This window comes from Ruegeria sp. L11, assembly GCF_056531755.1.
Map to the genome: position 1 here is coordinate 59,785 of NZ_JBQFMI010000005.1, position 24,781 is coordinate 84,565.

Sequence of the window (24,781 nt, forward strand, 5' to 3'; positions counted from 1 at the left end):
GCCTGAAAGGAGGGCGCAGATGGAACAATATTCGCACATCGTGCAGGTTATTGCGGCGGTATTTGTCTGGGTAACCGTTCCACTGGCGACTGCTTTTGGCCTGCGTCGGTCCAGGGCGGGTATCCATCCGTTATGGGATGGGGGCAACAGGCTCTTGCGCGTAATGCGGTCACATGGAAACTTCGTCGAATATGTTTCGTTCACGCCGTCGATCCACCGGCAGCCTGAGGCATCCAGCTGATGCCGGTGGATGAAACCCTCAACGCACGCATTCGTGACGCTTTGGCCGCGCATGTGGGCATTTCAGAAAAGCGCATGATGGGTGGCAATTGCTTTTTCTTGAACGGCAACATGCTGTGCGGGGCGCGGCGGCATAACGACGGGCTGGGCCGTTTCATGTTCCGGGTGGGCAAGGACAACGAAAGCATTGCGCTGGCGGACCCTGAGGCTCAGGAAGTGATTCACGGCGCACGCAAACTGGGTGGTTTTATCCGCGTGGATGAGAGTGATTGCGATGACGCCGCTTTGCTGCGCTGGTTACACCTTTGTCTCGAACACGCCGCAGCCCTTCCCGCGAAAGACTGAACGGAGAAATCAATGGCCAAATTTGACAGTTTCTCACCCGCAGCGCTTGGTTTTCTCAGGCACTTGCGGGCCAATAACACGAAGGAATGGTTTGCAGCCAACAAAGCAATTTACGAGACCCATTTGAAGGAGGCCAGCAGGCACTTCGCGGATAACATGGCGGATGCCTTGCGTGATCTGACTGGCCAGACCCACAGCAGCAAGATTTTTCGTGTTCATCGGGATGTCCGATTTTCCAAGGACAAAACACCTTACAACGCACACCTGCATATTGCGTTTATCCCTGACGGGAATGCGGATCAGCCACCGATGTGGTTCTTTGGGCTCTCACCTGACGATCTGGCGCTTGGCTGCGGGGTGTTTCAGTACGAAAAGGAAGCGTTGGATGCCTTTCGAGCAGAGATGGCAGGCCCCAAGGGGGCAGTGGTGATACAGCTTGCCGCTGAGATGCGAAAGCGTGGATTCCGGGTCGGGGATCCTGAATTGAAACGTGTTCCCTCCGCTTTTGACAAAGATCATCCAAATGATGAAGCATTGCGCCGCAAAGGCTTTACCGTCTGGATGGATCTGGGAAATCCCGCCTTTGCAATCGAACCAAACCTCATTGAAAGAACTATAGAATTGTTCGACGACCTCTTACCTGTTTTTCTGCTGCTTTCTCGGGTCGAGTAACCCCATCTTTCCATATGCCGGGAACATAGGCTCGATGGATATCGCCAAGGTGCCGACCTTAATCGTTCAACGCTGTGTCTGAAAAGTGAGAGATAAGTATGCAGCTTCATTTTGGGTCGCACCTGTGTGCCACGCCGCTCCAGTGTTTGCCCTCTGTTTTTTTGTTTGGATATGGTGGAGCCTGCGGGAAACGCCGCCGAACGCCTGATACACTGATCGTAAATACTATTGTAGATTTCTTGTTTGCACTGTGGCTTCTCTTTAAGTCACACTTGATGTTGCACAACCCGCTACGGTGTACTGTGTACGTCCAAACCTTTACGAGGCCAGCTGTCTTTTACTGGTGGGGAAGGTTGCGGCTGGCCTGCATTTGCTGAACATCGTCGGGCCATGTGGAGCGTATGTAACCCAACACGTCCAAAATATCTTCGTTAGTCAGCGTGCCCTCGAAACCCGGCATACCACTGTTGAAGTCTTTAATGCCGCGTGCTGCCAATGCGTCTGCCCCACCTAGTCTGGTGTACTCGAACAGTAGCTGGTTGTCGTGGTGCCAAGTGTGCCCTGTCACGTCATGTGGTGGCGCGGGCAACACCCCGTCATCGTTGGGTGTTTGCCAGTCAGGTTGTCCTTCCAGATTCACTCCATGGCATGAGGCACAGTGCACTGCGTAGAGTTCCTGCCCATTCGCTAGGTCTCTATCTATCAACTCATGATCTGCAGCAAGGCTCGTACCAATGCTGCATATAGCCAGTGCGCAAAGGTGATTGTTCATCTCTACCTACCTTAACTCGGAAGCGTTAGTACGCTCGTGAGTGTCGCCGTTGTCGCCAGCACCACTAATACGATTATTGCCTCAACCTCGATGGATCGGGCGAGGCGTTGCGCTGCTATTGCCTCTCCACTTTGCATGGCCGGAACAAATCGGAGCTTGTTGGCAGCGGCGAGGATCAACAGCAGTGCCACAAGAAACACCTTGATCAAAAGCGTCTGCCCGTAGCCGGTGAACAAGAGCCCTTGGAGATTGCCGACAAGCAACCAAGCCATCCACAGACCCGCCGCGACTAGCGTTGGCACAATAAGTGCAGCAGCCTGTCCAAACCTGTGCCCTAACACTGCTGCATCTGTCAGGTGTTCAGGCATGAGAGCCATACTCCGCAGCGGGCCAAATATACCCACCCAAAAGGCCACACACAGCAGGTGCAACAGCAGCAACAATTGGACGCCAACACTCTCCAGTTCCGGTACATGTCCGATCTGTGCAAAGGACCACATGGCCAATGTGCCACCCAACAGCGCGATCCATAGACCAAAGCGAGGAACAGACAGTCCCACAAGGATCAAAACTGCGCCTGAAAGGCGATAAGCAAGTACGTCGCCTACGGAGGTCTGCCAAAGCAAGCCAAGCATCTCTGGATCGACCATGCCGTCAACTCCGCCCGTTAAGGCGGCTCCTCGGAGCATGAAACCAAATACCGTTGCTGCGAGGGAAAGCCACGCCAAGACCAAGGCTTGGCGCTTCATCGCAAGGCTTACCGGCGCGACTAGTTCGGAATAGAGGCACTTAACGACGACAAGCCCGGTGGACCCAGCAAAGCCGATGTAGAGCACCAGCTTTGCGAGGATTGCGACAACTCCCCAAATGTCTGGCATGCTCATTCCACGGAAAAGGAAAATTCGCCCTGCATCGCATGGCCGTCTTTACCTAAACCACGCCACTCGATGACATAGGTGCCGGTTCCATTGCCCGGCAGTGGGATCGTGAACACCTGACGGAAACTTGTCTGGTCCCCCAAATCTAAGAGTACCGCCGCGTGCTCTTCATGGGCCATCTCAATCCGTGTCAACCGAATGTCCTTGGTGAAGCTGAGGCCGATTTCGGCGGGCACAGAGGTTACAGTAGCCCCGTTGGCAGGTGTCGTTTCTTCGGCCTTGGAATGCGCCAGCACCCCGCTGGGAATAGCAGCCATGATTACGAGCGTTATGATCTTTTTCATGGTCCTGTCCTCAATTTATTCCGTTGGCACGTTGAATTTCACGAATGTACGCGATCACCATGGCAACGTCACCTCGCGTCAATCCCTCGACCGGCGGCATGTCACCAAACTGCCAATGATGGCTTCTTACACCTTGTGAAACCGCCCTCTGAAAGGCTTCGTCAGCGTGGTGGCTGGGCTCGTATATCTTGTGGATCAGAGGCGGTCCTGCGCCATCTACTCCGACCGCGTTGACGCCGTGGCAAGTAGCGCAGGAGGCATCAAAGACACGCTGACCGATTACGGCATTGCCCTCGATTGGCGGCATTTGAATTGCGACCATAGCATCGCCTTCAAGTGCCTCCTGCGGCGCGGTCTCTTCGATTAAACCGGGCTGAAGCGTTATGAAAGCGGCGACGGCAGCGACAGTGCAAACGCCGATGAGTAAGTAACTTTTTTTCATGGAGTAATCCTGACTTTTTGAAGCTGATAGTGCTGCGGTTCATTGCGAACAGCGGCACGCGCAGGTCGCAGATGTTCGCAAGGATCTACGCTGCTTCAAAGGTCAGGGGGCTTGTATGGGTTATCTGGTTCAATCGGCTTGGCTTGGGCTCCAATCTGGAACTCTGGATCAATTTCACGTTGGTCCTGCGCGGCTTCTTTGTTCTGGGCAAGCAAAATAACTGCTTGGCAGATTGAGGGATTACACTCGCTGGTTCCTGAACTGTCCGGGTCATGGTGGCTGTGTAGGGTCGATTTATCGATGCTATTATTCGCCACGGAAGCGTGTTCCGTTGATTGCATGTGGCTTTCACAGCCAAGACCGACGCAGCCATCCGATCGCGCATGAGCCACGCCACCAAGCCCGGACAGGATGACCAGAATGCCAGCGAGTAGCAAAAGTGAGTATCGTCGGATGACCATGGTTCGAGACGCTACCGCATGAGAATAAGTATGACAACGCCAGCCCTTTGGTTTCTCGGATCACGACCAGCTTTTGTTCGGACAATTGATTGAAGTTTCCCCTTTTTCCTAGACAGCAATACGAGAAGGACCGTCTTAATAACCCCCTAACTGCAGTGATGTGGACGACGCTGTGGATGTGCGATGACCTGTGTCATAGCGTCGATTGCCAAATTGTTAGAAAGGTGCTTCGCACATGGATGAGAGCCATAGCATAAATACATCCCGGATAGCGGTGACGCTTTTGGCCGTACTAATAGCTATTGCCGGATGTACGGGCAGGCATCACCACGGTGACTGGCACGGCCATGGTGTAGAGGGTTGCTATGCACCCCACCATGACGCTATCGGCGAAGCTCGTTGTGGGGCGTTTGAGTAAGCTACTTAGCAAAGGCGCACTCGCAAACAACCAGTCTAGCCAGTTTATGTTTGGTGATCACGAGGCCGCTGTTGATAGTGAACAGCCTCATCTGACTGGTCCAGTTTGATTGTTAGTGCATCGTCGGCCTCTGATCCGTTGGAATGATGTTTTCCGGGGCTGGTGGGCGACAGATCAATGCACTGCCCGACGTTTGGTGCTTGGTCTTGTGTCGGGCAAGGGCCAACGGAAGTAGTAGATGCCGTGTCGGGACAGAGAGAGATATGCATACAGCTTCATTTTGTGTCACACCTGTGTGTCACACCGCTCTAATGCTTGCTATCTGGTTGTATTGTTAGGTTTTGGTGGAGCCTAGGGGAGTCGAACCCCTGACCTCTTGCATGCCATGCAAGCGCTCTCCCAACTGAGCTAAGGCCCCATCATTGTACCATCGGTACGGTGGACGGACGTTTAGGAGACAGCGGCAGCGAGTGCAAGTCCAAAGTTTGAATCGGGCGCGAATTTTCACCCGGGCTGCTCCTCAGGTGAAAAAGGCGACCCTGGGGATCGCCTTTTACTTGGTCAGTTGTCGTCGTCTGATGACATGTCGGTGATGTCGTCCAGAGAAACATCATCATTGTCGTCATCATCATCGTCCAGCAGATCGTCATCCAAATCCACGTCGACGTTGTCATCATCGTCCAGAACCAGATCGTCATCCGCCGTGTTTTCACGTGCTTTGACCGAAGCTGCGTCTTCTGCATCCGCCGAGATCATACGGCTTTTGGATGTTTCAAGCTCCACGATCTCGCCAGTGTAGGGGCTGATGATCGGGTCCTTGTTCAGGTCGTAAAACCGCTTACCGGTTGTCGGGCAAACACGCTTTACGCCCCATTCTTCCTTGGGCATGTCAAATCCCCTTGATATCAGGTGAGTCGTCTAAATGATTCAGCTCACCTGCCACAGGCAGAGGGCACTGTCAAAGTCTTTGCGCAAGAGAGGTCGCGATATGGGAGAGCACGCATTGCCAGGGACACCGCCGGTGCCACTGAGATTGCGCAAATCGGCTCGGGCGCGGCGTATCAGCCTGCGAATCTCCCAGCTGGATGGGCGCGTCACGTTGACTTACCCGAATGGCGTGCCGGAATCTGAGGCCTTGAGTTTTGCGCGCACCAAAGAAGGGTGGATCCGGCAGCATCTTCAGGGTCGGCCCGATATGACCACCGTGCAGTTTGGGCAAGTGATCCCGATCGAAGGGAAAGCGCGCCGAATCGTTCCTGCAACCGGGCGGCGGGTTCTGCTGAATGCAGATGAGGTTGCCGTGCCCACAGGAGCCGAGGCCCGCAGGTTGGGCCGGTTCCTGAAGGAACTGGCGCGGGACCGGTTGACCGGAGCCTGTGATGATTATGCAGCCATGCTGGGGCGTTCGTACACGACACTCAGCCTGCGTGACACGCGGTCGCGTTGGGGGTCGTGCAGCTCGCATGGCGGATTGATGTTTTCGTGGCGCCTTATTCTGGCGCCTCCTGATGTGTTGCACTATGTTGCGGCGCATGAGGTGGCACATCTTGCCGAGATGAACCACTCACCTGCCTTCTGGGCGCAGGTCGAAAAGATATTTGGCCCGTATAAGCCGCCCCGCCGCTGGTTGCGCGACAACGGGGCCGAGTTGCATCGCTACAGATTTGATACCGAGCCGAGTTGACGTGGCGCCTTTTTGTGATCACATGAGCATATGTTGACCGCGCGCCCTTCCGAAACCCAGACCGCAACACATGACCGGGTGTACCGGGCACTGCGATCCCGGATCATGCATGGTGAGATGGCACCGGGGCAGGCCCTGACCCTGCGGGGCATCGGCAAGGAGTTCGGCGTCTCAATGACCCCGGCGCGAGAGGCGGTGCGCCGCCTGGCCGCAGAAGGGGCATTGTTCCTGTCTACATCGGGCCGGGTATCGACCCCGGAGCTGACGAATGACCGGATTGAGGAACTGGCTGCCTTGCGCGCCTTGCTTGAGGTCGAACTGGCAAGCCGGGCCTTGCCCAGGGCACACATGGCCCTGATCGATAGGTTGCAGAGCATCAACATGACAGTTGCCGAGATGGTGACCAAACGGGATGCGGTTGGCTATATCCGTTCGAACCTGGAATTTCACAGAACCCTGTATCTGCGCGCTCAGGCTCCTGCGATGCTGGCCATTGCCGAAACTGTCTGGCTGCAGCTTGGGCCGACGATGCGGGCTCTTTACGGACGCCTCAGACGCGCAGAGCCGCCACATTACCACAAGCTGATCATCGCCGCGCTTAAGGCCGGGGACGAGCCGGGATTGCGGCTGGCAGTGCGCTCGGATGTGACACAAGGGCTGCGTTTGCTGGTCAGCTGAGCGGCTTCCTGCCGACATCGTCAAAGCGCCCTTCCAAGGTGTCACTGTTCTGGCCTGTGCAACCCGGCTGGGTTACTCTTGCGGCAAATCACAAACAAGAGCAGACCCAAACCATGATCACTCGCCGGACCTTTTCCATTTGCCTCGGATCAACGCTTTTGGCCGCCTGCACGGGCGGTGCCGCTCCGTCCGGCACGCCTGCAACCCGGATGCGGGCAGTTCCCAATGCCGGGTGGGATGCCTGGGTTGCCGGTTTCAAGGGCAGGGCAGTGTCGCAGGGAATATCTCGGACAACCGTTGACCGCGCCTTTCAGGGGGCTGGGTATTTGCCCGACGTAATCGAACGCGACCGAAATCAGGTCGAATTCAAGCGCAGCCTCGAAGACTACCTAGCCATCGCGGCGTCGGACGAGCGGATCAGCACCGGCCAGCAGATGCTTCGGCAACATAACGGCACCCTGTCGCGGATCGAGGCGCAATATGGCGTGGATAAGGAAATCGTCGTGGCCGTCTGGGGGCTGGAAAGCCGCTATGGCGCGCGCCGCGGTGATGTGCCCGTTGTATCGGCGCTGTCTACGCTGGCTTATGATGGCCGACGCGGGCAGTTCTTTGAAAGCCAGCTGATCGCGGCGATGAAAATCCTTCAGAACGGCGATACCACGCCCGCTAAGATGACTGGCAGTTGGGCCGGGGCGATGGGGCACACGCAGTTCATTCCGACCTCGTATCTTGCCTATGCCGTGGATTTCACCGGCGACGGGCGGCGCGACATCTGGTCAGACGACCCGACAGATTCGCTGGCTTCGACCGCTGCTTATCTTTCGCGTGCAGGTTGGGTGCGGGGCCAACCCTGGGGCGGAGAGGCCGGAACCGTTTCCGGTACTTCGGTGGCCGTATTGCAGCCGCAAAAACCTGGCCCCCGCATCGCCGTGTTCCGCAATTTCCAGGTGATCAAACGCTACAACAACTCGGACAGCTACGCGATTGGTGTCGGTCATCTGGCGGACAGGATCGCGGGCGGCGCGCCGTTTCAGGCCTCGTTCGGGCCGGATGCAAACGGGCTGACACTGGACGACCGCAAGGAATTGCAGCGCCGCCTGACATCTGCGGGGTATGACACGCAGGGCGCAGATGGCGTGATCGGAAACAACACCACCACAGCCATCAGCGCTTATCAAAGCGCCAATGGTCTGCCCGTGACAGGTGAGCCTTCGGTTGCGTTGTTGCGCAGGTTGGGTGGCTGACGGTTACGCCGCCAGCCCTTTCGACCCGATATCAAGGAATTTCTGACGGCGGTCTTTTATCAGGGCCGCCCCATCCTTGCCGTCCAGTTCCGCCAACATGGCGGTGATGGCCGCGCGCACCGACTCAACCGTTGACGGACGATCGCGATGTGCGCCACCCTTGGGCTCCGGGATGATCCGGTCACACACACCCAGTTTGTGCAAATCCTGAGCGGTTAAACGCAGCGCCTCGGCCGCTTCACGCATCTTTTCGGCATCTTTCCACAGGATCGATGCGCAGCCTTCTGGCGAGATCACCGAATAGACCGAATGCTCCAGCATCGCCACACGGTTAGCGGTCGCAAACGCCACAGCGCCGCCCGAGCCGCCTTCGCCGATGATGACCGAAACCAGCGGCACGCCGATTTTCAGGCACATCTCGGTCGACCGGGCAATCGCCTCGGATTGACCGCGCTCCTCGGCTCCTTTGCCAGGATAGGCACCAGCGGTGTCGATCAGGGTAATGACGGGCAGGCCAAAACGCCCCGCCATCTCCATCAGGCGCACGGCCTTGCGATACCCCTCGGGGCGGGCCATCCCGAAATTGCGTTCGATCCGCGACTTGGTATCGCTGCCCTTTTCGTGGCCGATCACCATTACCGGCTGATCGTCAAAGCGCGCAAGACCACCGATAACGGCCAGATCGTCGGCAAAGTTCCGGTCACCAGCCAGCGGTGTGAACTCGGTGAACAATGCGTCCACGTAATCCTTGCAATGCGGGCGTTCCGGGTGACGCGCTACCTGGCACTTCCGCCAGGGTGTCAGGTCGCGATAGAGTTCATCCAGCAGCTTGGAGGCTTTGGCATCCAGCGCGGCGGCTTCTTCGGCCACATCCATTTCTTCGTTGGCACGGGCCAGCGCGCGCAGCTCTTCAGCTTTGCCTTCGATCTCGGCCAGCGGTTTTTCGAAATCCAGATACTGGGTCATGACGCCTCATCTGCGTGAAATTTCCTAGCTATATGCCGCTGGCTGGCCTCAGATGCAACTAGATGACACGGAAGCGGCATCTTTCATGTCAAAAGCCGTTGATCAGATTAAGAGATTCGTTTGCTTGCCAGTACATTCCCGACATGCCCAGCAAAACAATCGCTGAAATCGACCATTGAGGAAACTCACCCCGGCCAAAGCACGGGATAGAGCGAAACCACAAGCAGCACAGCCATTGTCCAGTTGAATAGGACCAATCTGCGCGGGTTCGTCAGCATCCGGGCCATCTGCTGTCCCAGAACGGTCCATGTGCTGACGGACGGTAAGTTGACGGCTCCGAAGACAAACGCAACGATGGCAATCGCATACATCGTCCGATCTGGCGTATAGGCCGTGGTGGCGGTCAGGGCCATGGCCCAGGCTTTTGGGTTTACCCATTGAAACGCTGCGGCTTGCAGAAATGTCATGGGCACGCCGGTGGCTTCGGCGCTGTTTGCCGGCGCGGCATGCGCGATCTTCCAGGCCAGATAGAGCAGATAGATCACCGACAGGACTTTCAACACCGTATAGCTGACGGGATACCGGTCAAAGACCTGCACCAGACCGGCCCCGACAAGCAGCACCATGAAGGTAAAGCCAAGCCCAATGCCCAACATATGCGGGATCGAGCGTCGGAAGCCGAAATTCGCCCCCGAAGCCATCAGCATCAGGTTGTTCGGCCCCGGTGTGATCGAGGTTACGAAGGCAAAAGCAATCAGGGCCATCAGGATGTCATAAGTCATGGAGCGAAGTATTGTCCGCGCTGCGGCAAATGAAATTGCTTTTTTGTGCGTGTTTCCTGTAATTGTGCAATCAATGATGAAAAATGACCGGATAAACCGCCAGATATTGCAAGAGCTATCTCGCGACGGACGGATCAGCAATCTGGATCTGGCTGAGCGTGTGGGCCTTTCCCCTTCTGCTTGTCTGCGCCGCGTGCAAGAGCTTGAAAAGACCGGGGTGATCACGGGGTATCGCGCAGTTCTGGACCCGGCGGCGATGGGTATCGGCTTTGTCGCCTACATCGGTGTAGGGCTGGGCGAGCATACAAAGGCCGCGCAGGAGGGGTTTGAACGCGCGCTCCAACAAGCGCCGGAAGTTGTCGAGTGCCACAACATCACGGGAACAATCGAATACTTGCTGCGGGTCGAATGTGCAGACCTGCCGTCTTACAAGACCTTCCATACCGAGGTGTTGGGAACGCTGCCGCATGTCACCTCGATCACATCCTATGTGGTTATGGGTTCGCCCAAGAATTTACGGGCGTGACGTCTTGATTTGTGAAGGCACACTCACTTGCAGGGCGAAAACTCACGGCCTAATGTCGTGGAAATGACGTTGCCAGTGGATATGCACAGCCATAACGGCACGCAAACAGGGAGATTACGATGAAACGCGTTCGAACAGTGGCGGCCGCAGTTGCCTTGTCAGTGGTTGCCGGGGCCGCCTTGTCTGCCCCGCTGAAACTGCAACCTGCCAACCCGCAGCCTTCTCCGAAGGCGGGGCTGAATGTGAAATATGTTGGTACAGGTAATCAACACAAGAAGATCCGCGATCTGAGTCAGGCAAAAAGCATGCTGTCCAAAGCACAGCCTGGGCAACCGTTGCAGGGATTGGATTACAGGGACACCAATCAGGGTGACAATGTCATGACATTCGACGGAGCTTACAATGTTGCCGCCGAGATTACGGGATATATGCGGTTCGACTCGCCTGGGGTTTACGAGTTGGAAACCTGGTCGAATGACGGGATAGAAGCATTCGTCGGAGGCCAGAATATCGGCTATGTCACGGGTATTCAGGGCTGCGAGGCCAACCAGCGGACCGAAGTCGAAGTGCCCAAGGCCGGGTGGTACCCGCTCAAGATCATCTATTTCCAGAAGCTTGGAACATCCTGCCTGATGATGAAGTCGGGTAAAAAAGGCGAAAGGTTCACCTGGACGCCGAATGCTGTCTTTGGGCGGTGACGCCAGAAAACACCTGAAAAAGGCGCCGGGTCAGGCGCCTTTTTTGTTTCTCAGCCGTTGGCCGCGATCAGTTCGGCCTGTGCCACGATCACCTCGGCCTGCTTGATCGACGCGATGTCGACCAGACGTCCTTTGTAAACTGTCGCACCTTCGCCATTGGCTTTGGCCTGTTCCATCGCGGCGAGAATCTCTCGGGCCTCTGACACGGCTTCTTCTGATGGGGTGAACACCTGATTGGCCAGCGCGATCTGCTTGGGGTGGATCGCCCATTTACCGACCATGCCCAGCGTGGCCGAGCGTTTGGCCTGCGCAATGTACCCCTCGTCATCGCTGAAATCACCGAAGGGCCCGTCGACTGGCAGCACGCCATGGGTGCGGCACGCGGCAACGATGGCGGCCTGTGCCCAGTGCCATGGATCGGACCAGTGTTTCGCACCCTCGTGCAGCATGTAATAATTTTCCTGCGTGCCGCCGATGCCGGTTGTCTGCATCCCCATCGAGGCAGCAAAATCCGCAGCTCCCAGGCTCATAGCCTGCAAACGGGGCGAGGAGGCCGCGATTTCTTCGGCATGGGCGATGCCAGCTGCGGATTCGATGATAACCTCGAAGCTGATCGGTTTGGCACGACCTTTGGCGCGTTCAATGGCAGTGACCAGTGCGTCCACCGCATAGACATCCGCCGCGCAGCCGACTTTGGGGATCATGATCTGATCCAGACGGTCGCCCGCCTGTTCCAGTACATCGACAACGTCGCGATACCAGTACGGGGTGTCCAATCCGTTGATGCGAACGGACATGTATTTGTTGCCCCAATCCACGGTGTTCAGTGCTTCGATGACATTGGCGCGGGCCGCATCCTTGTCTGAAGGCGCAACCGAGTCCTCAAGATCGAGGTTGATCACATCTGCGGCGGATGCTGCCATCTTCTGGAACAGTTTGGTGTTCGATCCCGGGCCAAACAGCTGACAGCGATTGGGGCGCGCCGGTGCGGCAGGTTGGATGCGAAAGCTCATCTGGACCTCGTCTGAGTAATGAAATTACGATTTTTCTGCTCAATGAGGTATTAAATTGCGTGGTGCGGCGCAAGAGCGATTGTGCATCTGCGGCAATGCGGTTGCAGAAAGCGGCTTCAAAACTGCCCGACTGGGGTGATTAAAGTTTAATCATTTTGAAAACTTCGAAGATTTTTGCGCGCATTGCGAATATTGCACAAGAAACTCGCGCATGGGCCGTGGTTGACGGGCCAAAACGCGAAGCGCTCGTTTTGCCGCTTCTCTAGCCTGCCCCGGAATCAAAGGAGTGACCGCAATGATCGAGACACCGTACCTGCTGTTCCTGGGCGATGCGCCCGACCAATTGGCGGCCAAAGTGGCTGTTGGGATCAAGGACTGGCGTCCGGAGAACGCCGTGGGCCAGTATCGAATGGATGGCTGCAAGGCCGATCTGGGCCTGACTGACATGACCCTGACCGAAGCGAAAGAAGCCGGAGCCAAGACGCTGGTGATCGGCGTGGCAAACCGCGGCGGTGTGATCAGCCAGGACTGGAAAAAGGTTCTGGTTATGGCGCTTGAGGAAGGGTTCGACCTGGCCTCGGGGTTGCATAACCTGCTGCGGGATGAGCCCGACCTGGTAGCCGTTGCCGAAGCAACCGGGCGAAAACTGCATGATGTACGGGTGCCCGAGATCGATTATCCGATCGCAAACGGGATCAAGCGCAAGGGCAAGCGGTGTCTGGCCGTCGGAACAGACTGTTCGGTTGGCAAGATGTACACCGCGCTGGCGATGGACGCCGAGATGCGTGAGCGCGGGATGAAATCGACCTTCCGCGCGACCGGCCAGACCGGCATCCTGATCACCGGTGACGGTGTGCCGCTGGACGCAGTCATTGCCGATTTCATGGCTGGTTCGGTCGAATGGCTGACACCGGACAATGACGAGGAGCACTGGGATCTGATCGAAGGGCAGGGATCATTGTTCCACGTATCCTATTCCGGCGTGACCATGGCGCTGATCCATGGCGGCCAGCCGGACGCCCTGATCCTGAGCCATGAACCGACCCGTGCGCATATGCGCGGCTTGCCAACCTATCAACTGCCGGCATTGGAAGCCCTGCGCGACACCGCGCTGGCGCTGGCCAAAGTGGCAAACCCGGATTGTCAGGTTGTTGGCGTTTCGGTCAACACGCAGCACATGTCCGAGGCTGACGCGACCGCCTACCTGGCCAAGATCGAAGCGGATATGGGCCTGCCAGCGACCGACCCGTTCCGCTTTGGTTCGGGCAAGCTGGTGGACGCGCTGGCCGCAATGTGATCTGAACAATGCGCCGGTGGCGGGGCTGTTTCGCCTCCGGCGTGAGTATTTGGGAAAAGATGAAGGAACGGGTGCGTGCAGATTGAGGTTTCTCGCGATGTGTTCCGGCTGGCGCAGGTCTTCACCATCTCGCGCGGGTCGCGGACCGAAGCAAAGGTGCTGACGGTTCGGGTGTCGGACGGAACTCATCAGGGCTGGGGCGAATGCGTTCCTTATGCGCGTTATGACGAAACGCTGGAGTCCGTAGAGGCCGAGATTGCCGGTCTGCCCGCGGATTTCACCCGCCAGACGCTGATGGATCTGCTGCCAGCAGGTGCCGCGCGGAACGCCGTGGATTGCGCCCTGTGGGATCTGGAGTGCAAACGAAACGGCAAACGCGCCTGGGACCTGGCAGGTCTGCCCAAGCCCGGCCCCGAGATCACCGCCTATACATTGTCGCTGGACACCCCTGAGGCAATGCAGGCGCAGGCCGCCGGGAACGCGCATCGCCCGCTTCTGAAGATCAAGCTGGGCACGCCCGATGATATGCCCCGGCTTGAGGCAGTGCGAGCAGGGGCTCCGAACTCCAAGATCATTGTGGATGCAAACGAAGGCTGGTCGGCCGAGGTTTACGCCGACCTCGCGCCGCATCTGGTGCGGCTGGGCGTGGCGTTGGTGGAACAGCCCTTGCCCGCAGGAGATGACGACGCATTGATCGGGATGAAGCGCCCGGTGCCAGTCTGTGCTGACGAGTCCTGCCATGACCGCGCCAGCCTGCCCAAGTTGAAGGGCAAATATGATGTCATCAACATCAAGCTCGACAAGACCGGGGGCCTGACCGAGGCGCTGGAGTTGCGCAAAGCGGCGATAGCCGAAGGCTATGACATTATGGTGGGATGTATGGTCGGCAGCTCGCTTGCCATGGCACCTGCGACATTGCTGGCGCAGGGTGCGATGGTAACGGACCTTGACGGCCCGCTTCTGTTGGCCGAAGACCGCGACACCCCGCTGGATTTTGACGACGCCGGAGTGCACCCGCCTGCGGCCGCACTTTGGGGTTGAGGAGACGAACATGATCCGCACTGTTTACGTAAATGGCGAATATCTGCCGGAGACCGAGGCCAAGGTTTCCATTTTTGACCGTGGCTTCCTGTTTGCGGACGCGGTCTACGAAGTCACCAGTGTGCTGGACGGCAAGCTGATCGACTTCGAAGGTCACTCAGTCCGTCTGAAGCGCTCGCTGGACGAGCTGGAGATGGCCGAGCCCTGCACCAAGGATGAACTGTTGGAAATCCACCGTAAGCTGATTGAGCTGAACGGTATCGAGGAAGGTTTGGTCTATCTGCAGGTTTCGCGCGGCAGCGATGGCGACCGGGATTTTGTGTTTCCGTCGGCAGATACCCAGCCCAGCCTCGTTCTGTTCACGCAGAACAAGCCGGGGCTGGCTGACAGCCCGGCGGCAAGGAAAGGCGCCAAGATCATCTCGATCGAAGACATCCGCTGGGGCCGCCGCGACATCAAAACGGTGCAATTGCTCTACCCGTCGATGGGCAAGATGATGGCCAAGAAGGCAGGTTGCGACGACGCATGGCTGGTCGAGGACGGCTTTGTGACCGAGGGCACCAGCAACAACGCCTATTTCGTCAAAAACGGCAAGATTGTCACCCGCCCGCTGTCCAACGACATCCTGCACGGCATCACCCGAAAGGCCGTGCTGCGCATGGCGGCTGAGGCGCAGATGGAAATCGAAGAGCGTCTGTTCACCATCGACGAAGCCAAAGAGGCGGACGAAGCATTCACCACCTCGGCCAGTGCCTTTGTGATGCCGGTGGTTGAAATCGACGGAGTTGCGCTGGGTGACGGTACGCCGGGGCCGATTGCAAAACGCTTGCGCGAGATTTATCTGGACGAAAGCCGCAAGGCGGCGATCTAAAGAAAAAGGCCCGCCAATCTGGCGGGCCTTTTTCGTATTGGGCCTAGCCCTTTTTCGTTACATTCTCTTCAAACGCGACCTTGAAAGCGGCCTGTTTTTCAGCGCTGGCCTCGGTTTGATAATTGGCTTTCCATTCATCCATGGTCATGCCGTAGAAAAGTTCTCGGGCCTCGTCCTTGCCCATCTCGATCCCCTTTTCATTGGCCGCTTCCTGATACCACCGTGACAGGCAGTTTCGGCAGAACCCGGCCAGATTCATCATGTCGATGTTCTGCACATCGGTGCGGTCTTCCATCAGGTGCTTTTGCAGCCGACGAAAGGCGGCAGCCTGAAGTTCGATTTCGGTTTGCTTGTCCATCATGTGGCTCCGGAAGGCAGTGTGTGTTGCGTTTGACCTAACAATCCTGCCGTGTCGTTACAACAACGGCGCTCGTGGTCAGCGCTACCTACATCAGTTTCAAGGCTAGCCAGGGCACGATGCAAAAGATCAGTGTCAGGATCTTGTAGTTGGCAAGGTATCTGAAATAGGCACGTTTCACGTCGGCGCGATCCATCTGAAACATCCTGCCGTGAATGCCAGCGATCCAGTCCTGCAAAAGCAGAATCATGACGGTGGTGAACAGCAAAACCGCGATATTAAGCGCGGCCACCCAACCGAAAAACGTTGTCAGAAACTCATGTGTCATGACGATCCCCTTTCCCGCAATATATGGGGATCAGAGGCATTGCACACAATGGTGTGAGGGGTGGAACGTCCCTGCAAACCTTGCGGTCAAAGGTCGCTAGTGTCCAACGCTTCTTGCAGGATTATCGCCAGCCGCTCGGCCCAATGACGTTGCCCGGCATGGTCGGCGATCAGGTCGTTGCGCAGCTCGATCAATGCATTGGGACGGCCAAAAGCGGTGCAGTGCTTGTCAATCGCATCACCAGGCAAAACACCGGTATAGGGTTCATTGACACCAACGCACAGGTCATCTTCCTGTTGCAGCCGGTCGATCAAAGGGCGCGAAAACCGCTCGTCCGGCGTGTGCAGCACACCAATGTGCCACGGACGCGGATCACGTCCGCGCAGCTGACGCGTGAAGGAATGCATCGACACAATTACCGCATGTGGCAGTGCCGCCATCTCGGACAATGCTGTGTGGTAGGGGCGATAACACATGTTCAGGCGGTGTTCGCGCTCGGCGGCATCGGCATGGCGGTTGCCGGGAATGATCGACCCGTCATACAGTTTCATCAACAGCGTGGGGTCATCTTCCCCTCGGTTCGGGTCAATTACGAGGCGCGAGAAATTGGCAGCAATCACCGGCGCGTTCAGAATCTCGCCCAGATGTTTTGATACCTCATACGCGCCGACATCATAGGCGATATGGCGCTCCATATCCTCGCGCGGCAGGCCAAGGTCTCCGTCATTGACCTCGGGGGGGACGATGTTGGTTGCGTGGTCGCATGTGATCAGCCATCGGGACGGGCGATCCGCGCCGTGAACAAAAAACGGGGTGTAAGTCATAAGCCTGTCATCTAGTTTGTCGCAGGTGTAGGGCAGTTGCTTTAAAAAGGGAATTGCGCAATAAGCGCCACAGCAGTGTTTGCGGTAACATTTTGCAAAAGCTGATCTGCGAACCTGAACCGGCATGAGGAGGTCAAGACCAATGCGACGCCTGAGAAATGTAAAAATCGTGGCGACGCTGGGACCGGCGTCCAGTGATTATGACACCATTCGCGCCCTGCACGAAGCCGGGGCGGATGTGTTCCGTCTGAACATGAGCCACGGCAGCCATGATGAGATTCGCGAACGCCACAGGATCATTCGGCAGGTTGAAAAGGATCTGGACAGCCCGATTGCCATTCTGGCTGACCTTCAGGGTCCCAAGCTGCGGGTTGGTGTTTTTGCAAATGATGCGGAGGAACTGGAAGAGGGCGCGGCGTTCCGTCTGGACCTTGATCCGGCTCCCGGCGACACCGCCCGCGTGTGCCTGCCGCACCCCGAGATTTTCGCGGCCCTTGAACCGGGCGCGCGCCTTCTGGTCAATGACGGCAAGATCCGTCTGATCGTTCAAGATTGTGGTCAGGACTTTGCCAATTGCACAGTTGAGGTCGGCGGTACGATCTCAAACCGCAAGGGTGTGAACGTCCCGGATGTGGTACTGCCGCTGGCGGCCTTGTCGGAGAAGGACCGTGGTGATCTTGAGTTTGTCTGCCAGTTGGGCGTTGACTGGCTGGCGCTGAGTTTCGTGCAACGCGCCAAGGATGTGTTCGAGGCCAGGGCGCTGGCTGATGGACGCGCTGCGATTCTGTCGAAGATCGAAAAGCCGGCGGCGGTCGAGGCGTTCGACGACATCCTAGATGCGTCGGACGGGATCATGGTGGCGCGGGGCGATCTGGGGGTGGAACTGCCGGTATCTGCGGTGCCGCCCATTCAGAAGCGGCTGGTCCGCAAGTGCCGTAGTGCCGCCAAGCCGGTCATTGTCGCCACCCAGATGCTGGAAAGCATGATCGAAAGCCCGATGCCCACCCGCGCCGAAGTGTCGGATGTGGCCACCGCGATCTATGAGGGCACGGACGCCATTATGCTCAGCGCGGAATCGGCGGCAGGTGCTTATCCGGTTGAGGCTGTGCAGACCATGAATAAGGTCGCCATCGAGGTCGAGGCCGACCCGACCTATTCCCAGATTATCGCCGCGTCCCGCACGGCAAAAGGAAGCACTGTGGCCGATGCCATCGTCGCGGCCGCCCGAGAGATTGCTGAAAAGACCGATATCAAGGCCATCTGCTGCTTTACGCAAAGCGGCACGACCGCCTCATTGACAGCCCGTGAACGTCCCGGTGTTCCGATCATTGCGATGACATCGCTGATGGGAACTGCGCGCAGGCTTTGCCTGAGCTGGGGCTGCAATTGCGTCATGACGCCCGAACTCCAGCGGTTCAAAAGCGCCGTTGTCAACGCAGCCCGCGCGGCGCGGGCAGGGGGGTTTGCAACCGAAACCGATCAGATCGTGGTTACGGCCGGTGTCCCCTTCAACGTACCGGGCACGACTAACATTCTGCGCGTGGCCCCGTGTGATGAACGGCTGATCTACAGCACGGATCCGGAATAACGGAAGGCCGACACTCGGGCCCGAGTGTCGTGTCAGCCAACCGGCTCTTTTACAATCTCCATAACTGTAAAAGAGCTGGTCTGGTGTATCCCCGGCAGCTTGTTGATCTTCTCGCCCAGCACCAGCCGGAAATGCGCAATATCGCGCGTTCGAACGGTCAGAAGATAATCAAACGAGCCCGCCACCATCAGGCAGCTTTCGATTTCCTGAACACTCCGAACGGCTTCATTGAATTTCACAAGGGATTGTTCCGCAGTTGCGACCAGGGATACCTGCACCACGGTCAGCAGTGCCAGCCCCATTCTTTCCTTGTCGACAACGGCTCTGTACCCTTTGATATAGCCATTCTTCTCAAGTCGTTTTACACGCTCGGAACAGGGTGTATTGGTCAGGTTCACGCGCGCCGCCAACTCAACTATCGAGAGCCTGCCATTGGCCTCCAGCTCGTGCAGGATGCGTTGATCGATATTGTCTAAATCTCTGCTAATCAGTAAAATTCCCTGTATTTTTGGCGTAATACGATAAATTACACTGAAATTGGCCCAAAAAAATCTCCAATTCCTAGTGAAATTTCCTAATACTTACCAAAGGGCGGTCTTGTTGAAAAGTTCCAAGTTCCGGCCGCCCTGCCGGGGGCGTGGGCCCCGGCCTTAACAACAAAAACGGAGGAACGAAATGACAACAAAGATTGTCATAGGACTCGACGGGACTGAAACCGGCGAGCGTGCGATTGCCTTTGCCAAGGATTTGGCAAAGCTGATCGGAACGTGCGATTTGCTGGTCGCTTATGTGATCGAATGGTCACCTTACACATTCCAGACACCTGAAGAAAACGCCCAGCGCCACAAGCGCCGCGAAGAAGAGGTTGATCTGGCAATGTCGCGTGTCGTGACACCTGCTGTTGAGGCCCTCAGGGCTGCGGGATTCGAAGCGCAGGGCATTGTGCGCCATGGCGATGTTGCGGAAACGCTGAACGCCATCACGGTCGAAAACGGAGGCTCGCAAATCGTCGTGGGTCGGGCATCTGCGGACGGGATCAAGAAACGCCTGTTCGGCAGTTCGACGCAATATCTGGTAATGCATGCCGACGTTCCGGTTACGGTCGTGAACTGAGGGGAGGGCTAAAATGAGAACGCTAAAAACACTTGGCGCCGTAACGGCCGCCACCATTGCCGCCAGCCCTGCCCTTGCACAAGAGGCGCCGGGACTGGATGAAAAAATCAATCAGGCCTTTGCAAACCTGACCGGACCGTTTGTCAGCTTCATCTTTGCACCGCTGCCCGGAACCAGCTTTCCGTGGATCGTCATGTGGCTGGTGATTGCTGCATCGGTTTTCACACTGTATTTCGCGCTTGTGCAGTTGCGGTTCTTTGGTCACGCGATCAGCCTTGTCAAAGGTGACTATTCCGATCCCAACGACGCGGGCGAGGTCAGCCACTTTCAGGCATTGGCCACGGCGCTGTCCGGCACTGTGGGCTTGGGGAATATCGCAGGTGTGGCCGTTGCCATTGGCATCGGTGGGCCGGGTGCAACCTTCTGGATGATCCTTGCGGGCCTTCTGGGTATGGCATCAAAGTTCACCGAATGTACGCTGGGCGTGAAATACCGCAACGAATACGAAGATGGCACCGTTTCAGGTGGCCCGATGTATTACATGTCCAAGGGCTTTGACGAGCTGGGCCTGCCGGGCGGTAAGATCCTGGCGGTGCTGTTCTCGATCTTCTGTATTCTGGGCGCATTGGGCGGCGGGAACATGTTCCAGGCTAACCAGGCGCATCAGCAGATCGCGGGTATCGTTGGCGACTATCCAGGCTGGATTACCGGTATTGTTTTTGCTGCGGTCGTGTTCATGGTCATTGTTGGCGGTCTGAAATCCATTGCACGGGTGACCGAAAAGGTCGTGCCGTTCATGGGTGTGCTGTATGTTGCCACTGCACTGGTCATCATCGCGATGAATGCGGACATGATCGGCTGGGCCTTTGGTCAAATCTTTGCCGGTGCCTTCACGGGGCTGGGCGTTGCAGGGGGCATGGTCGGCGCGCTGATCCAGGGCTTCAAGCGCGCGGCATTCTCGAACGAGGCGGGCGTGGGTTCGGCGGCGATTGCGCACTCGGCGGTTCGGACCAAGGAACCGATCACCGAGGGTTTTGTATCGCTGCTTGAACCGTTCATCGATACCGTCGTGATCTGTACCATGACGGCACTGGTGATCATCATCACGCAACAGCTGATCATCGATCCCGAAACCGGAAACTACATGCTGAACGAGGCGGGTTCCGCCATCGCAACAGTGGATGGCAATTCCGGCGTCAGCCTGACCTCTGCCGCGTTTGGCAGCGCGTTCAGCTGGTTCCCGTACATCCTTGCGATCGCGGTGATCCTGTTTGCCTTCTCGACTATGATCAGCTGGTCCTATTATGGCCTCAAGGCCTGGACCTACCTGTTCGGAGAAGGACACACAAAAGAGCTGATCTTCAAGGTCATCTTCTGCGTCTTCGTGGTGATCGGCGCTGCGGCCAACCTCGGCCCGGTTATCGACTTCTCGGATGCGGCGATCTTTGCGATGGCGGTTGTGAACGTCTTTGCCCTCTACTTCCTGATGAAAGTGGTGCGGCAGGAACTGGCGTCCTACTCCGCAAGGCTGAAAAGCGGTGAAATCCGCAAATTCGAACACTAAATCCAATCACCGGGGCGGCCTGTGTCGCCCCGGTGCCTGACCAGGCTGCAAAAAGCACAGATTCTGGTCCAAACCCCCTTGCCAGTATGACCGAACTTGCGTAAACGGCGCTTCTGATCGCGTGACCGGCCGAGATGGCATGCCGAGTCGCGTCTGAAACCGAACCCGAAAAAGGAGACGGAAATGCCTAAGATGAAGACCAAATCAAGCGCCAAGAAGCGCTTCAAGGTGACTGCGACCGGTAAGGTCCTTGCTGGCCAGGCCGGCAAACGGCACGGCATGATCAAGCGAACCAAGAAATTCATCCGCGACGCCCGTGGCAACACCACCCTGTCCGCCCCCGACGCAAAGATCGTCAAGGGCTACATGCCCTACGACCGCTAAGAGGAGATGTAAGAGATGTCCCGCGTTAAAGGTGGAACCGTAACTCACGCCCGTCACAAGAAGATCATCAAGGCCGCAAAAGGCTATTATGGTCGTCGCAAGAGCAACTTCAAAGTCGCAACTCAGGCCGTCGACAAGGCCAACCAGTACGCGACCCGCGACCGCAAGAACCGCAAGCGCAACTTCCGCGCGCTGTGGATCCAGCGGATCAACGCTGCTGTGCGCAGCCATGACGAGGCTCTGACATATTCCCGCTTCATCAACGGTCTGAACCTGGCCGGTATCGAAGTGGACCGCAAAGTTCTGGCCGACCTGGCCGTGCACGAACCGGAAGCGTTCGGCGCGATCGTCGCCAAAGCTCAGGCTGCTCTGGCTGCCTGAACCTCTGAAAAGAGACAGTGAAAGAAAGGCCGTCCCCTTGGGGCGGTCTTTTTTGTTGCAACATGCGGCGCATTCCAGGCGCTTCTTGGATCAGGACATCCACCCCTTATGCATTGGGATGACGCCAACCAGTTTCAGGCATGACCGGTTTGATCTAGATCATGTAACAGCCCTCGGATCATATTATATATGATTTTATGAATATAAGTGAGAAGGGTGAAATCATGACACTAAACTGGAAAGTTGGAGGTGTTCTGCTAGGGCTCGTGTTCTTCGGGGCAGTTCTTCTGGTGAAGCCGATCGGTGTTTCGACCCAATTCGTCATCCTTGACGGAATTATTGCGGACACCGTCAATTCAGAATTCGTAACACAGACGGATGACGGTTACAGTTCAAGCAACGCATACATGGCGAAATCCAATGGCAAATACGCCAAATACGTATCCAATCCGTTGAATTACAGCTTTGTCTTCGTTTTGGCTATGGCCGCAGGGGCGTTCTTGTCGGTCAAGGCGCGCGGCGGTCTGGAACGCGGCGAGGGCAAGCTGCCCATGATCTGGCGCGAAAACTATGGCGACACGCCCTGGGCCCGAAACCTGGTCGCGCTATTGGGCGGCTTTGTCGTCCTCTATGGGGCCAGGTTGGCGGGTGGGTGCACATCCGGTCACATGATGTCCGGTATGATGCAGACAGCCCTGTCAGGCTATATCTTTGCAGCCGGAGCATTTGCAGCGGCAATTCCTACAGCAATGCTGATCTACCGGAAAGGATAAGGCGATGGAAATCATTCTTGCGATCATCATTGGCGCCGCTTTCGGAGCCGTACTTGACCGGATTGGCGCGGCGAATCCAAATTGGATTGTGGGCATGTTGACACTGCGTCGACTCCACCTGATGAAAACGATCCTCCTGGCAATCGGAACCGGTTCGATCCTCATGTTTGGCGGGCAGATGCTGGGGTTTGTGGATGTCGGCCATATGTCGGTAAAATCGGCCTATGTCGGTGTCTTCATTGGCGGATTGTTACTGGGTGCGGGCTGGGCTGCATCGGGCTACTGTCCGGGAACAGGGGTCTGCGCCGCTGCGTCCGGTCGCCGTGACGCCTTGTTCTTCATCGTCGGTGGTTTGTTGGGTGCTGCGGCCTACATGGCGACATATCCGGCCTGGAAGGCCACGGGTCTGCTCGATGGAATTGCTGGCGGCAAAGTCACCCTGGGTACAGTTCCGGGATCCGCTTACGAGGGTGTTTTGTTAATGTCCGGCGATATTCTCGGTATCGCACTGGGTGCCGTCTTTGTTCTGGTTGCTTTCGTTCTTCCGGACAGCCTGATCGCAACCGGCGAAAAGGTTGGTGTTGCGGCCGAATAATCACGGCTGAACGTACACATTCACGACCAGCATCCCGACAAAAAAACCGGCGCAACACGCGCCGGTTTCTTTTTTACCGATATCGTTGATCTTACCCGAACACACGCCCCAGCGCGCCGTCAACCGCGTCGGTGATCTGGTCGATGTCATCGGCCGTAGCAATCAGCGCAGGCGAGAAGCACAGCGTGTTGTTGCGACCGGGGATCGAGCGGTTGGTCACGCCGATGATCACGCCCTGTGCCATACAGTCGGCAGTAACGGCCTGCGCCAGTTTCTCGTCCACCGGCTCTTTGGTGCCGCGATCCACAACCAGTTCGGCCCCCAGGAACAAGCCCTTGCCGCGCACATCGCCGATGACCTTGTGCTTGTCCATCAGCGCCAGAAGGTTGTTCGTCATACGCGCGCCCATATCCGTGCAGTTCTGCAACAGGTTTTCATCCTGAATGATGCGCATGTTCTCGATGGCCGCTGCCGGACCAGCGGTGCACCCACCAAAGGTCGAGATATCGCGGAAATAGTTCATCGGGTCCGCGGCATCGTCTTTGAACATGTCAAAGACTTCCTCGGTGGTGACCATGCAGGCAATCGCGGCATAGCCTGACGCAACGCCCTTGGCCATGGTCACGAAATCGGGCTTGATACCGTATTGCTGGTACCCGAACCACGTGCCGGTGCGGCCCACGCCACAGACAACCTCGTCGATATGCAGCAGCACATCGTATTTCTTGCAGATCTCCTGCACGCGCTGCCAGTATCCTTCAGGCGCTTCGATCACACCACCGCCTGCTGTCACCGGCTCAAGGCACAGCGCACCTACTGTATCGGGGCCTTCGCGCAGGATGACGGCTTCAATCTGATCTGCGGCCCATTCGCCGAAATTCTCTTCGGGTGCGCCGTCCAGCTCGTGCTTGCGGTATTCCATGCAATGTGGCACGCGGACGAAATCAGGTGCGAAGGGGCCGTATTGCGCTGTGCGCTCGTCCTGACCGCCTGCCGACATGGTTGCCAGCGTCGAGCCGTGATAGTCCCGATCACGGTACAGGATCTTGGTTTTCTTGCCGCCGTATTTTTTGTGCGCGATCTGGCGCACCATCTTGAACGCCTTCTCGTTCGCTTCGGAACCTGAATTGGTGTAATAGACGCGGCTCATGCCCGGCATCTTGTCGATCAGTTGCTCGGCAAACAGCGCACCCGGGATCGAACCGGCCGAATTGGCGAAATAGCACAGCTTCATCAGTTGGTCGTAAACCGCCTTGCAGATCGATTCGCGGCCATAGCCGACATTGACGGTCCAGACGCCGCCAGAAACCGCATCCAGATGCTCTTTGCCTTTCTGGTCCCAGACACGCATGCCCTTGCCCTCGACAATGATGCGTGGGTCATTGGTTTCAAAGGGTTTATGCTGGATCAGATGGTGCCAGATATGGGCGCGGTCGGCCTCGACCACGCGGGAAAGATCGTTTTCGTTGAACGTGCCGTCCATGACATGTCCTTTCAGTGA

Annotated in this window: 32 protein-coding genes and 1 tRNA gene; 18 read left to right on the forward strand and 15 right to left on the reverse strand. The window is 57.1% G+C overall.

The window, feature by feature from the left end; genetic code table 11:
- The first annotated feature begins 19 nt into the window (after window positions 1-19).
- From ACR0CE_RS11550 to ACR0CE_RS11560, 3 genes are read left to right on the forward strand one after another with little or no spacing between them, the layout of a single operon-like run.
- Entirely contained in the window at window positions 20-241 is a 222-nt protein-coding gene (locus tag ACR0CE_RS11550; RefSeq protein ID WP_480487245.1) for an MAPEG family protein, read from the forward strand.
- Complete coding sequence (locus tag ACR0CE_RS11555) at window positions 241-585, forward strand: TfoX/Sxy family protein (RefSeq protein WP_480487243.1); 345 nt, start codon at window positions 241-243, stop codon at window positions 583-585. The genes ACR0CE_RS11550 and ACR0CE_RS11555 overlap by 1 nt, the downstream gene beginning before the upstream one ends.
- 12 nt (window positions 586-597) lie before the next feature.
- The gene (locus ACR0CE_RS11560; RefSeq protein WP_480832523.1) at window positions 598-1,257 is read left to right on the forward strand and encodes a DUF2461 domain-containing protein; all 660 of its coding nucleotides are present in this window, start codon (window positions 598-600) and stop codon (window positions 1,255-1,257) included.
- A gap of 337 nt (window positions 1,258-1,594) precedes the next feature.
- Here the strand turns inward: ACR0CE_RS11560 and ACR0CE_RS11565 are convergent, their stop codons facing one another.
- The 7 genes from ACR0CE_RS11565 to ACR0CE_RS11595 form a co-directional block, all read right to left on the reverse strand.
- Window positions 1,595-2,029, reverse strand: coding sequence for a c-type cytochrome (locus ACR0CE_RS11565; RefSeq protein WP_480483825.1), 435 nt, complete (start codon window positions 2,027-2,029; stop codon window positions 1,595-1,597).
- Window positions 2,030-2,040: 11 nt separating this feature from the next.
- On the reverse strand, window positions 2,041-2,907 hold the full coding sequence (locus ACR0CE_RS11570) for a copper resistance D family protein (protein WP_480832525.1): 867 nt from the start codon (window positions 2,905-2,907) through the stop codon (window positions 2,041-2,043).
- Between the two features lie 2 nt (window positions 2,908-2,909).
- The gene (locus ACR0CE_RS11575; RefSeq protein ID WP_480832527.1) at window positions 2,910-3,251 is read right to left on the reverse strand and encodes a copper resistance CopC family protein; all 342 of its coding nucleotides are present in this window, start codon (window positions 3,249-3,251) and stop codon (window positions 2,910-2,912) included.
- 10 nt (window positions 3,252-3,261) lie between these two features.
- Window positions 3,262-3,693, reverse strand: a complete 432-nt coding sequence (locus ACR0CE_RS11580; RefSeq protein ID WP_480832529.1) for a c-type cytochrome — start codon at window positions 3,691-3,693, stop codon at window positions 3,262-3,264.
- A gap of 95 nt (window positions 3,694-3,788) precedes the next feature.
- On the reverse strand, window positions 3,789-4,034 hold the full coding sequence (locus ACR0CE_RS11585) for a hypothetical protein (protein WP_480832530.1): 246 nt from the start codon (window positions 4,032-4,034) through the stop codon (window positions 3,789-3,791).
- A gap of 880 nt (window positions 4,035-4,914) precedes the next feature.
- Window positions 4,915-4,990, reverse strand: a tRNA-Ala gene (locus ACR0CE_RS11590).
- Between the two features lie 143 nt (window positions 4,991-5,133).
- A complete protein-coding gene (locus ACR0CE_RS11595; protein ID WP_267366159.1) occupies window positions 5,134-5,460 on the reverse strand; it encodes a TIGR02300 family protein in 327 nt (108 codons plus the stop codon).
- 100 nt (window positions 5,461-5,560) lie between these two features.
- On the opposite strand from ACR0CE_RS11595, the gene ACR0CE_RS11600 reads away from it, so the two are divergent.
- From ACR0CE_RS11600 to ACR0CE_RS11610, 3 genes are all read left to right on the forward strand, one after another.
- Window positions 5,561-6,256, forward strand: coding sequence for a M48 family metallopeptidase (locus ACR0CE_RS11600; protein WP_480483820.1), 696 nt, complete (start codon window positions 5,561-5,563; stop codon window positions 6,254-6,256).
- A gap of 30 nt (window positions 6,257-6,286) precedes the next feature.
- Window positions 6,287-6,934, forward strand: a complete 648-nt coding sequence (locus ACR0CE_RS11605) for a GntR family transcriptional regulator (protein ID WP_480473964.1) — start codon at window positions 6,287-6,289, stop codon at window positions 6,932-6,934.
- Between the two features lie 113 nt (window positions 6,935-7,047).
- Window positions 7,048-8,178, forward strand: coding sequence for a lytic murein transglycosylase (locus ACR0CE_RS11610; RefSeq protein ID WP_480832533.1), 1,131 nt, complete (start codon window positions 7,048-7,050; stop codon window positions 8,176-8,178).
- A 3-nt stretch (window positions 8,179-8,181) separates the two neighbouring features.
- On the opposite strand, the gene ACR0CE_RS11615 is transcribed toward ACR0CE_RS11610, so the two are convergent.
- Together ACR0CE_RS11615 and ACR0CE_RS11620 are read right to left on the reverse strand one after the other, a co-directional pair.
- Window positions 8,182-9,144 carry an acetyl-CoA carboxylase carboxyltransferase subunit alpha gene (locus ACR0CE_RS11615; protein WP_480832535.1) on the reverse strand — a complete coding sequence of 321 codons (963 nt, stop codon included), beginning with the start codon at window positions 9,142-9,144 and terminating at the stop codon, window positions 8,182-8,184.
- A 185-nt stretch (window positions 9,145-9,329) separates the two neighbouring features.
- The gene (locus ACR0CE_RS11620; protein ID WP_480487232.1) at window positions 9,330-9,926 is read right to left on the reverse strand and encodes a LysE family translocator; all 597 of its coding nucleotides are present in this window, start codon (window positions 9,924-9,926) and stop codon (window positions 9,330-9,332) included.
- A 73-nt stretch (window positions 9,927-9,999) separates the two neighbouring features.
- Between ACR0CE_RS11620 and ACR0CE_RS11625 the strand changes: the two genes are divergently transcribed.
- Both ACR0CE_RS11625 and ACR0CE_RS11630 read left to right on the forward strand, forming a co-directional pair.
- The gene (locus ACR0CE_RS11625; RefSeq protein ID WP_480774195.1) at window positions 10,000-10,452 is read left to right on the forward strand and encodes an Lrp/AsnC family transcriptional regulator; all 453 of its coding nucleotides are present in this window, start codon (window positions 10,000-10,002) and stop codon (window positions 10,450-10,452) included.
- A gap of 119 nt (window positions 10,453-10,571) precedes the next feature.
- Window positions 10,572-11,150, forward strand: coding sequence for a PA14 domain-containing protein (locus tag ACR0CE_RS11630; RefSeq protein ID WP_480774194.1), 579 nt, complete (start codon window positions 10,572-10,574; stop codon window positions 11,148-11,150).
- A 50-nt stretch (window positions 11,151-11,200) separates the two neighbouring features.
- Here ACR0CE_RS11630 and ACR0CE_RS11635 read toward each other — a convergent pair whose 3' ends face one another.
- The gene (locus ACR0CE_RS11635; protein WP_480832537.1) at window positions 11,201-12,163 is read right to left on the reverse strand and encodes an L-malyl-CoA/beta-methylmalyl-CoA lyase; all 963 of its coding nucleotides are present in this window, start codon (window positions 12,161-12,163) and stop codon (window positions 11,201-11,203) included.
- A gap of 295 nt (window positions 12,164-12,458) precedes the next feature.
- Between ACR0CE_RS11635 and dgcN the strand changes: the two genes are divergently transcribed.
- The 3 genes from dgcN to ACR0CE_RS11650 all read left to right on the forward strand — a co-directional run bounded on the left by dgcN (window position 12,459) and on the right by ACR0CE_RS11650 (window position 15,372).
- Window positions 12,459-13,460, forward strand: coding sequence for an N-acetyltransferase DgcN (dgcN, locus tag ACR0CE_RS11640; RefSeq protein WP_480832539.1), 1,002 nt, complete (start codon window positions 12,459-12,461; stop codon window positions 13,458-13,460).
- Window positions 13,461-13,535: 75 nt separating this feature from the next.
- Window positions 13,536-14,501: an N-acetyl-D-Glu racemase DgcA gene (gene dgcA, locus ACR0CE_RS11645; RefSeq protein WP_480487224.1), complete on the forward strand. Its 966-nt coding sequence runs from the start codon at window positions 13,536-13,538 to the stop codon at window positions 14,499-14,501.
- Between the two features lie 10 nt (window positions 14,502-14,511).
- Window positions 14,512-15,372 (forward strand): D-amino-acid transaminase, encoded by an 861-nt coding sequence (locus ACR0CE_RS11650; protein ID WP_480487222.1) that lies wholly within the window; start codon window positions 14,512-14,514, stop codon window positions 15,370-15,372.
- Between the two features lie 43 nt (window positions 15,373-15,415).
- Here ACR0CE_RS11650 and ACR0CE_RS11655 read toward each other — a convergent pair whose 3' ends face one another.
- The 3 genes from ACR0CE_RS11655 to ACR0CE_RS11665 all read right to left on the reverse strand — a co-directional run bounded on the left by ACR0CE_RS11655 (window position 15,416) and on the right by ACR0CE_RS11665 (window position 16,882).
- Entirely contained in the window at window positions 15,416-15,730 is a 315-nt protein-coding gene (locus ACR0CE_RS11655) for a DUF1244 domain-containing protein (protein ID WP_267365127.1), read from the reverse strand.
- An 88-nt stretch (window positions 15,731-15,818) separates the two neighbouring features.
- Window positions 15,819-16,058: a DUF6868 family protein gene (locus ACR0CE_RS11660; protein ID WP_480483809.1), complete on the reverse strand. Its 240-nt coding sequence runs from the start codon at window positions 16,056-16,058 to the stop codon at window positions 15,819-15,821.
- An 86-nt stretch (window positions 16,059-16,144) separates the two neighbouring features.
- Entirely contained in the window at window positions 16,145-16,882 is a 738-nt protein-coding gene (locus ACR0CE_RS11665; RefSeq protein ID WP_480832542.1) for an N-formylglutamate amidohydrolase, read from the reverse strand.
- Between the two features lie 142 nt (window positions 16,883-17,024).
- Between ACR0CE_RS11665 and pyk the strand changes: the two genes are divergently transcribed.
- On the forward strand, window positions 17,025-18,470 hold the full coding sequence (gene pyk / locus ACR0CE_RS11670; RefSeq protein ID WP_480832544.1) for a pyruvate kinase: 1,446 nt from the start codon (window positions 17,025-17,027) through the stop codon (window positions 18,468-18,470).
- Between the two features lie 32 nt (window positions 18,471-18,502).
- On the opposite strand, the gene ACR0CE_RS11675 is transcribed toward pyk, so the two are convergent.
- The gene (locus ACR0CE_RS11675; protein ID WP_324169989.1) at window positions 18,503-18,997 is read right to left on the reverse strand and encodes a winged helix-turn-helix transcriptional regulator; all 495 of its coding nucleotides are present in this window, start codon (window positions 18,995-18,997) and stop codon (window positions 18,503-18,505) included.
- A 148-nt stretch (window positions 18,998-19,145) separates the two neighbouring features.
- Between ACR0CE_RS11675 and ACR0CE_RS11680 the strand changes: the two genes are divergently transcribed.
- From ACR0CE_RS11680 to ACR0CE_RS11705, 6 genes are all read left to right on the forward strand, one after another.
- Window positions 19,146-19,583: a universal stress protein gene (locus tag ACR0CE_RS11680; RefSeq protein WP_209506060.1), complete on the forward strand. Its 438-nt coding sequence runs from the start codon at window positions 19,146-19,148 to the stop codon at window positions 19,581-19,583.
- Between the two features lie 13 nt (window positions 19,584-19,596).
- On the forward strand, window positions 19,597-21,147 hold the full coding sequence (locus ACR0CE_RS11685; RefSeq protein ID WP_480487220.1) for an alanine/glycine:cation symporter family protein: 1,551 nt from the start codon (window positions 19,597-19,599) through the stop codon (window positions 21,145-21,147).
- A 183-nt stretch (window positions 21,148-21,330) separates the two neighbouring features.
- A complete protein-coding gene (gene rpmI, locus ACR0CE_RS11690; protein WP_010443552.1) occupies window positions 21,331-21,531 on the forward strand; it encodes a 50S ribosomal protein L35 in 201 nt (66 codons plus the stop codon).
- 15 nt (window positions 21,532-21,546) lie between these two features.
- Entirely contained in the window at window positions 21,547-21,912 is a 366-nt protein-coding gene (gene rplT, locus ACR0CE_RS11695; RefSeq protein ID WP_039523695.1) for a 50S ribosomal protein L20, read from the forward strand.
- A 224-nt stretch (window positions 21,913-22,136) separates the two neighbouring features.
- Window positions 22,137-22,685, forward strand: coding sequence for a YeeE/YedE thiosulfate transporter family protein (locus ACR0CE_RS11700; RefSeq protein ID WP_209506064.1), 549 nt, complete (start codon window positions 22,137-22,139; stop codon window positions 22,683-22,685).
- A 4-nt stretch (window positions 22,686-22,689) separates the two neighbouring features.
- Window positions 22,690-23,280 (forward strand): YeeE/YedE thiosulfate transporter family protein, encoded by a 591-nt coding sequence (locus ACR0CE_RS11705; protein WP_209598820.1) that lies wholly within the window; start codon window positions 22,690-22,692, stop codon window positions 23,278-23,280.
- A gap of 91 nt (window positions 23,281-23,371) precedes the next feature.
- Here the strand turns inward: ACR0CE_RS11705 and ACR0CE_RS11710 are convergent, their stop codons facing one another.
- Window positions 23,372-24,763, reverse strand: coding sequence for an aminotransferase family protein (locus ACR0CE_RS11710; RefSeq protein WP_209598819.1), 1,392 nt, complete (start codon window positions 24,761-24,763; stop codon window positions 23,372-23,374).
- Window positions 24,764-24,781: the final 18 nt, after the last annotated feature.

Excerpts from the sequence above, each read along its gene's own strand:
- ACR0CE_RS11615 (WP_480832535.1), bottom strand. The coding sequence starts at position 9,144 with ATGACCCAGTATCTGGATTTCGAAAAACCGCTGGCCGAGATCGAAGGC.
- ACR0CE_RS11700 (WP_209506064.1), top strand. The coding sequence starts at position 22,137 with ATGACACTAAACTGGAAAGTTGGAGGTGTTCTGCTAGGGCTCGTGTTC.
- ACR0CE_RS11605 (WP_480473964.1), top strand. The coding sequence starts at position 6,287 with ATGTTGACCGCGCGCCCTTCCGAAACCCAGACCGCAACACATGACCGG.
- dgcN (WP_480832539.1), top strand. The coding sequence starts at position 12,459 with ATGATCGAGACACCGTACCTGCTGTTCCTGGGCGATGCGCCCGACCAA.
- ACR0CE_RS11710 (WP_209598819.1), bottom strand. The coding sequence starts at position 24,763 with ATGGACGGCACGTTCAACGAAAACGATCTTTCCCGCGTGGTCGAGGCC.
- ACR0CE_RS11650 (WP_480487222.1), top strand. The coding sequence starts at position 14,512 with ATGATCCGCACTGTTTACGTAAATGGCGAATATCTGCCGGAGACCGAG.
- ACR0CE_RS11560 (WP_480832523.1), top strand. The coding sequence starts at position 598 with ATGGCCAAATTTGACAGTTTCTCACCCGCAGCGCTTGGTTTTCTCAGG.
- ACR0CE_RS11630 (WP_480774194.1), top strand. The coding sequence starts at position 10,572 with ATGAAACGCGTTCGAACAGTGGCGGCCGCAGTTGCCTTGTCAGTGGTT.
- ACR0CE_RS11620 (WP_480487232.1), bottom strand. The coding sequence starts at position 9,926 with ATGACTTATGACATCCTGATGGCCCTGATTGCTTTTGCCTTCGTAACC.
- ACR0CE_RS11610 (WP_480832533.1), top strand. The coding sequence starts at position 7,048 with ATGATCACTCGCCGGACCTTTTCCATTTGCCTCGGATCAACGCTTTTG.
- ACR0CE_RS11580 (WP_480832529.1), bottom strand. The coding sequence starts at position 3,693 with ATGAAAAAAAGTTACTTACTCATCGGCGTTTGCACTGTCGCTGCCGTC.
- ACR0CE_RS11635 (WP_480832537.1), bottom strand. The coding sequence starts at position 12,163 with ATGAGCTTTCGCATCCAACCTGCCGCACCGGCGCGCCCCAATCGCTGT.
- ACR0CE_RS11625 (WP_480774195.1), top strand. The coding sequence starts at position 10,000 with ATGATGAAAAATGACCGGATAAACCGCCAGATATTGCAAGAGCTATCT.
- ACR0CE_RS11555 (WP_480487243.1), top strand. The coding sequence starts at position 241 with ATGCCGGTGGATGAAACCCTCAACGCACGCATTCGTGACGCTTTGGCC.
- ACR0CE_RS11575 (WP_480832527.1), bottom strand. The coding sequence starts at position 3,251 with ATGAAAAAGATCATAACGCTCGTAATCATGGCTGCTATTCCCAGCGGG.
- ACR0CE_RS11600 (WP_480483820.1), top strand. The coding sequence starts at position 5,561 with ATGGGAGAGCACGCATTGCCAGGGACACCGCCGGTGCCACTGAGATTG.
- ACR0CE_RS11685 (WP_480487220.1), top strand. The coding sequence starts at position 19,597 with ATGAGAACGCTAAAAACACTTGGCGCCGTAACGGCCGCCACCATTGCC.
- ACR0CE_RS11550 (WP_480487245.1), top strand. The coding sequence starts at position 20 with ATGGAACAATATTCGCACATCGTGCAGGTTATTGCGGCGGTATTTGTC.
- ACR0CE_RS11655 (WP_267365127.1), bottom strand. The coding sequence starts at position 15,730 with ATGGACAAGCAAACCGAAATCGAACTTCAGGCTGCCGCCTTTCGTCGG.
- ACR0CE_RS11660 (WP_480483809.1), bottom strand. The coding sequence starts at position 16,058 with ATGACACATGAGTTTCTGACAACGTTTTTCGGTTGGGTGGCCGCGCTT.
- rplT (WP_039523695.1), top strand. The coding sequence starts at position 21,547 with ATGTCCCGCGTTAAAGGTGGAACCGTAACTCACGCCCGTCACAAGAAG.
- ACR0CE_RS11565 (WP_480483825.1), bottom strand. The coding sequence starts at position 2,029 with ATGAACAATCACCTTTGCGCACTGGCTATATGCAGCATTGGTACGAGC.
- pyk (WP_480832544.1), top strand. The coding sequence starts at position 17,025 with ATGCGACGCCTGAGAAATGTAAAAATCGTGGCGACGCTGGGACCGGCG.
- ACR0CE_RS11705 (WP_209598820.1), top strand. The coding sequence starts at position 22,690 with ATGGAAATCATTCTTGCGATCATCATTGGCGCCGCTTTCGGAGCCGTA.
- ACR0CE_RS11595 (WP_267366159.1), bottom strand. The coding sequence starts at position 5,460 with ATGCCCAAGGAAGAATGGGGCGTAAAGCGTGTTTGCCCGACAACCGGT.
- rpmI (WP_010443552.1), top strand. The coding sequence starts at position 21,331 with ATGCCTAAGATGAAGACCAAATCAAGCGCCAAGAAGCGCTTCAAGGTG.
- ACR0CE_RS11570 (WP_480832525.1), bottom strand. The coding sequence starts at position 2,907 with ATGCCAGACATTTGGGGAGTTGTCGCAATCCTCGCAAAGCTGGTGCTC.
- ACR0CE_RS11680 (WP_209506060.1), top strand. The coding sequence starts at position 19,146 with ATGACAACAAAGATTGTCATAGGACTCGACGGGACTGAAACCGGCGAG.
- ACR0CE_RS11585 (WP_480832530.1), bottom strand. The coding sequence starts at position 4,034 with ATGCAATCAACGGAACACGCTTCCGTGGCGAATAATAGCATCGATAAA.
- ACR0CE_RS11665 (WP_480832542.1), bottom strand. The coding sequence starts at position 16,882 with ATGACTTACACCCCGTTTTTTGTTCACGGCGCGGATCGCCCGTCCCGA.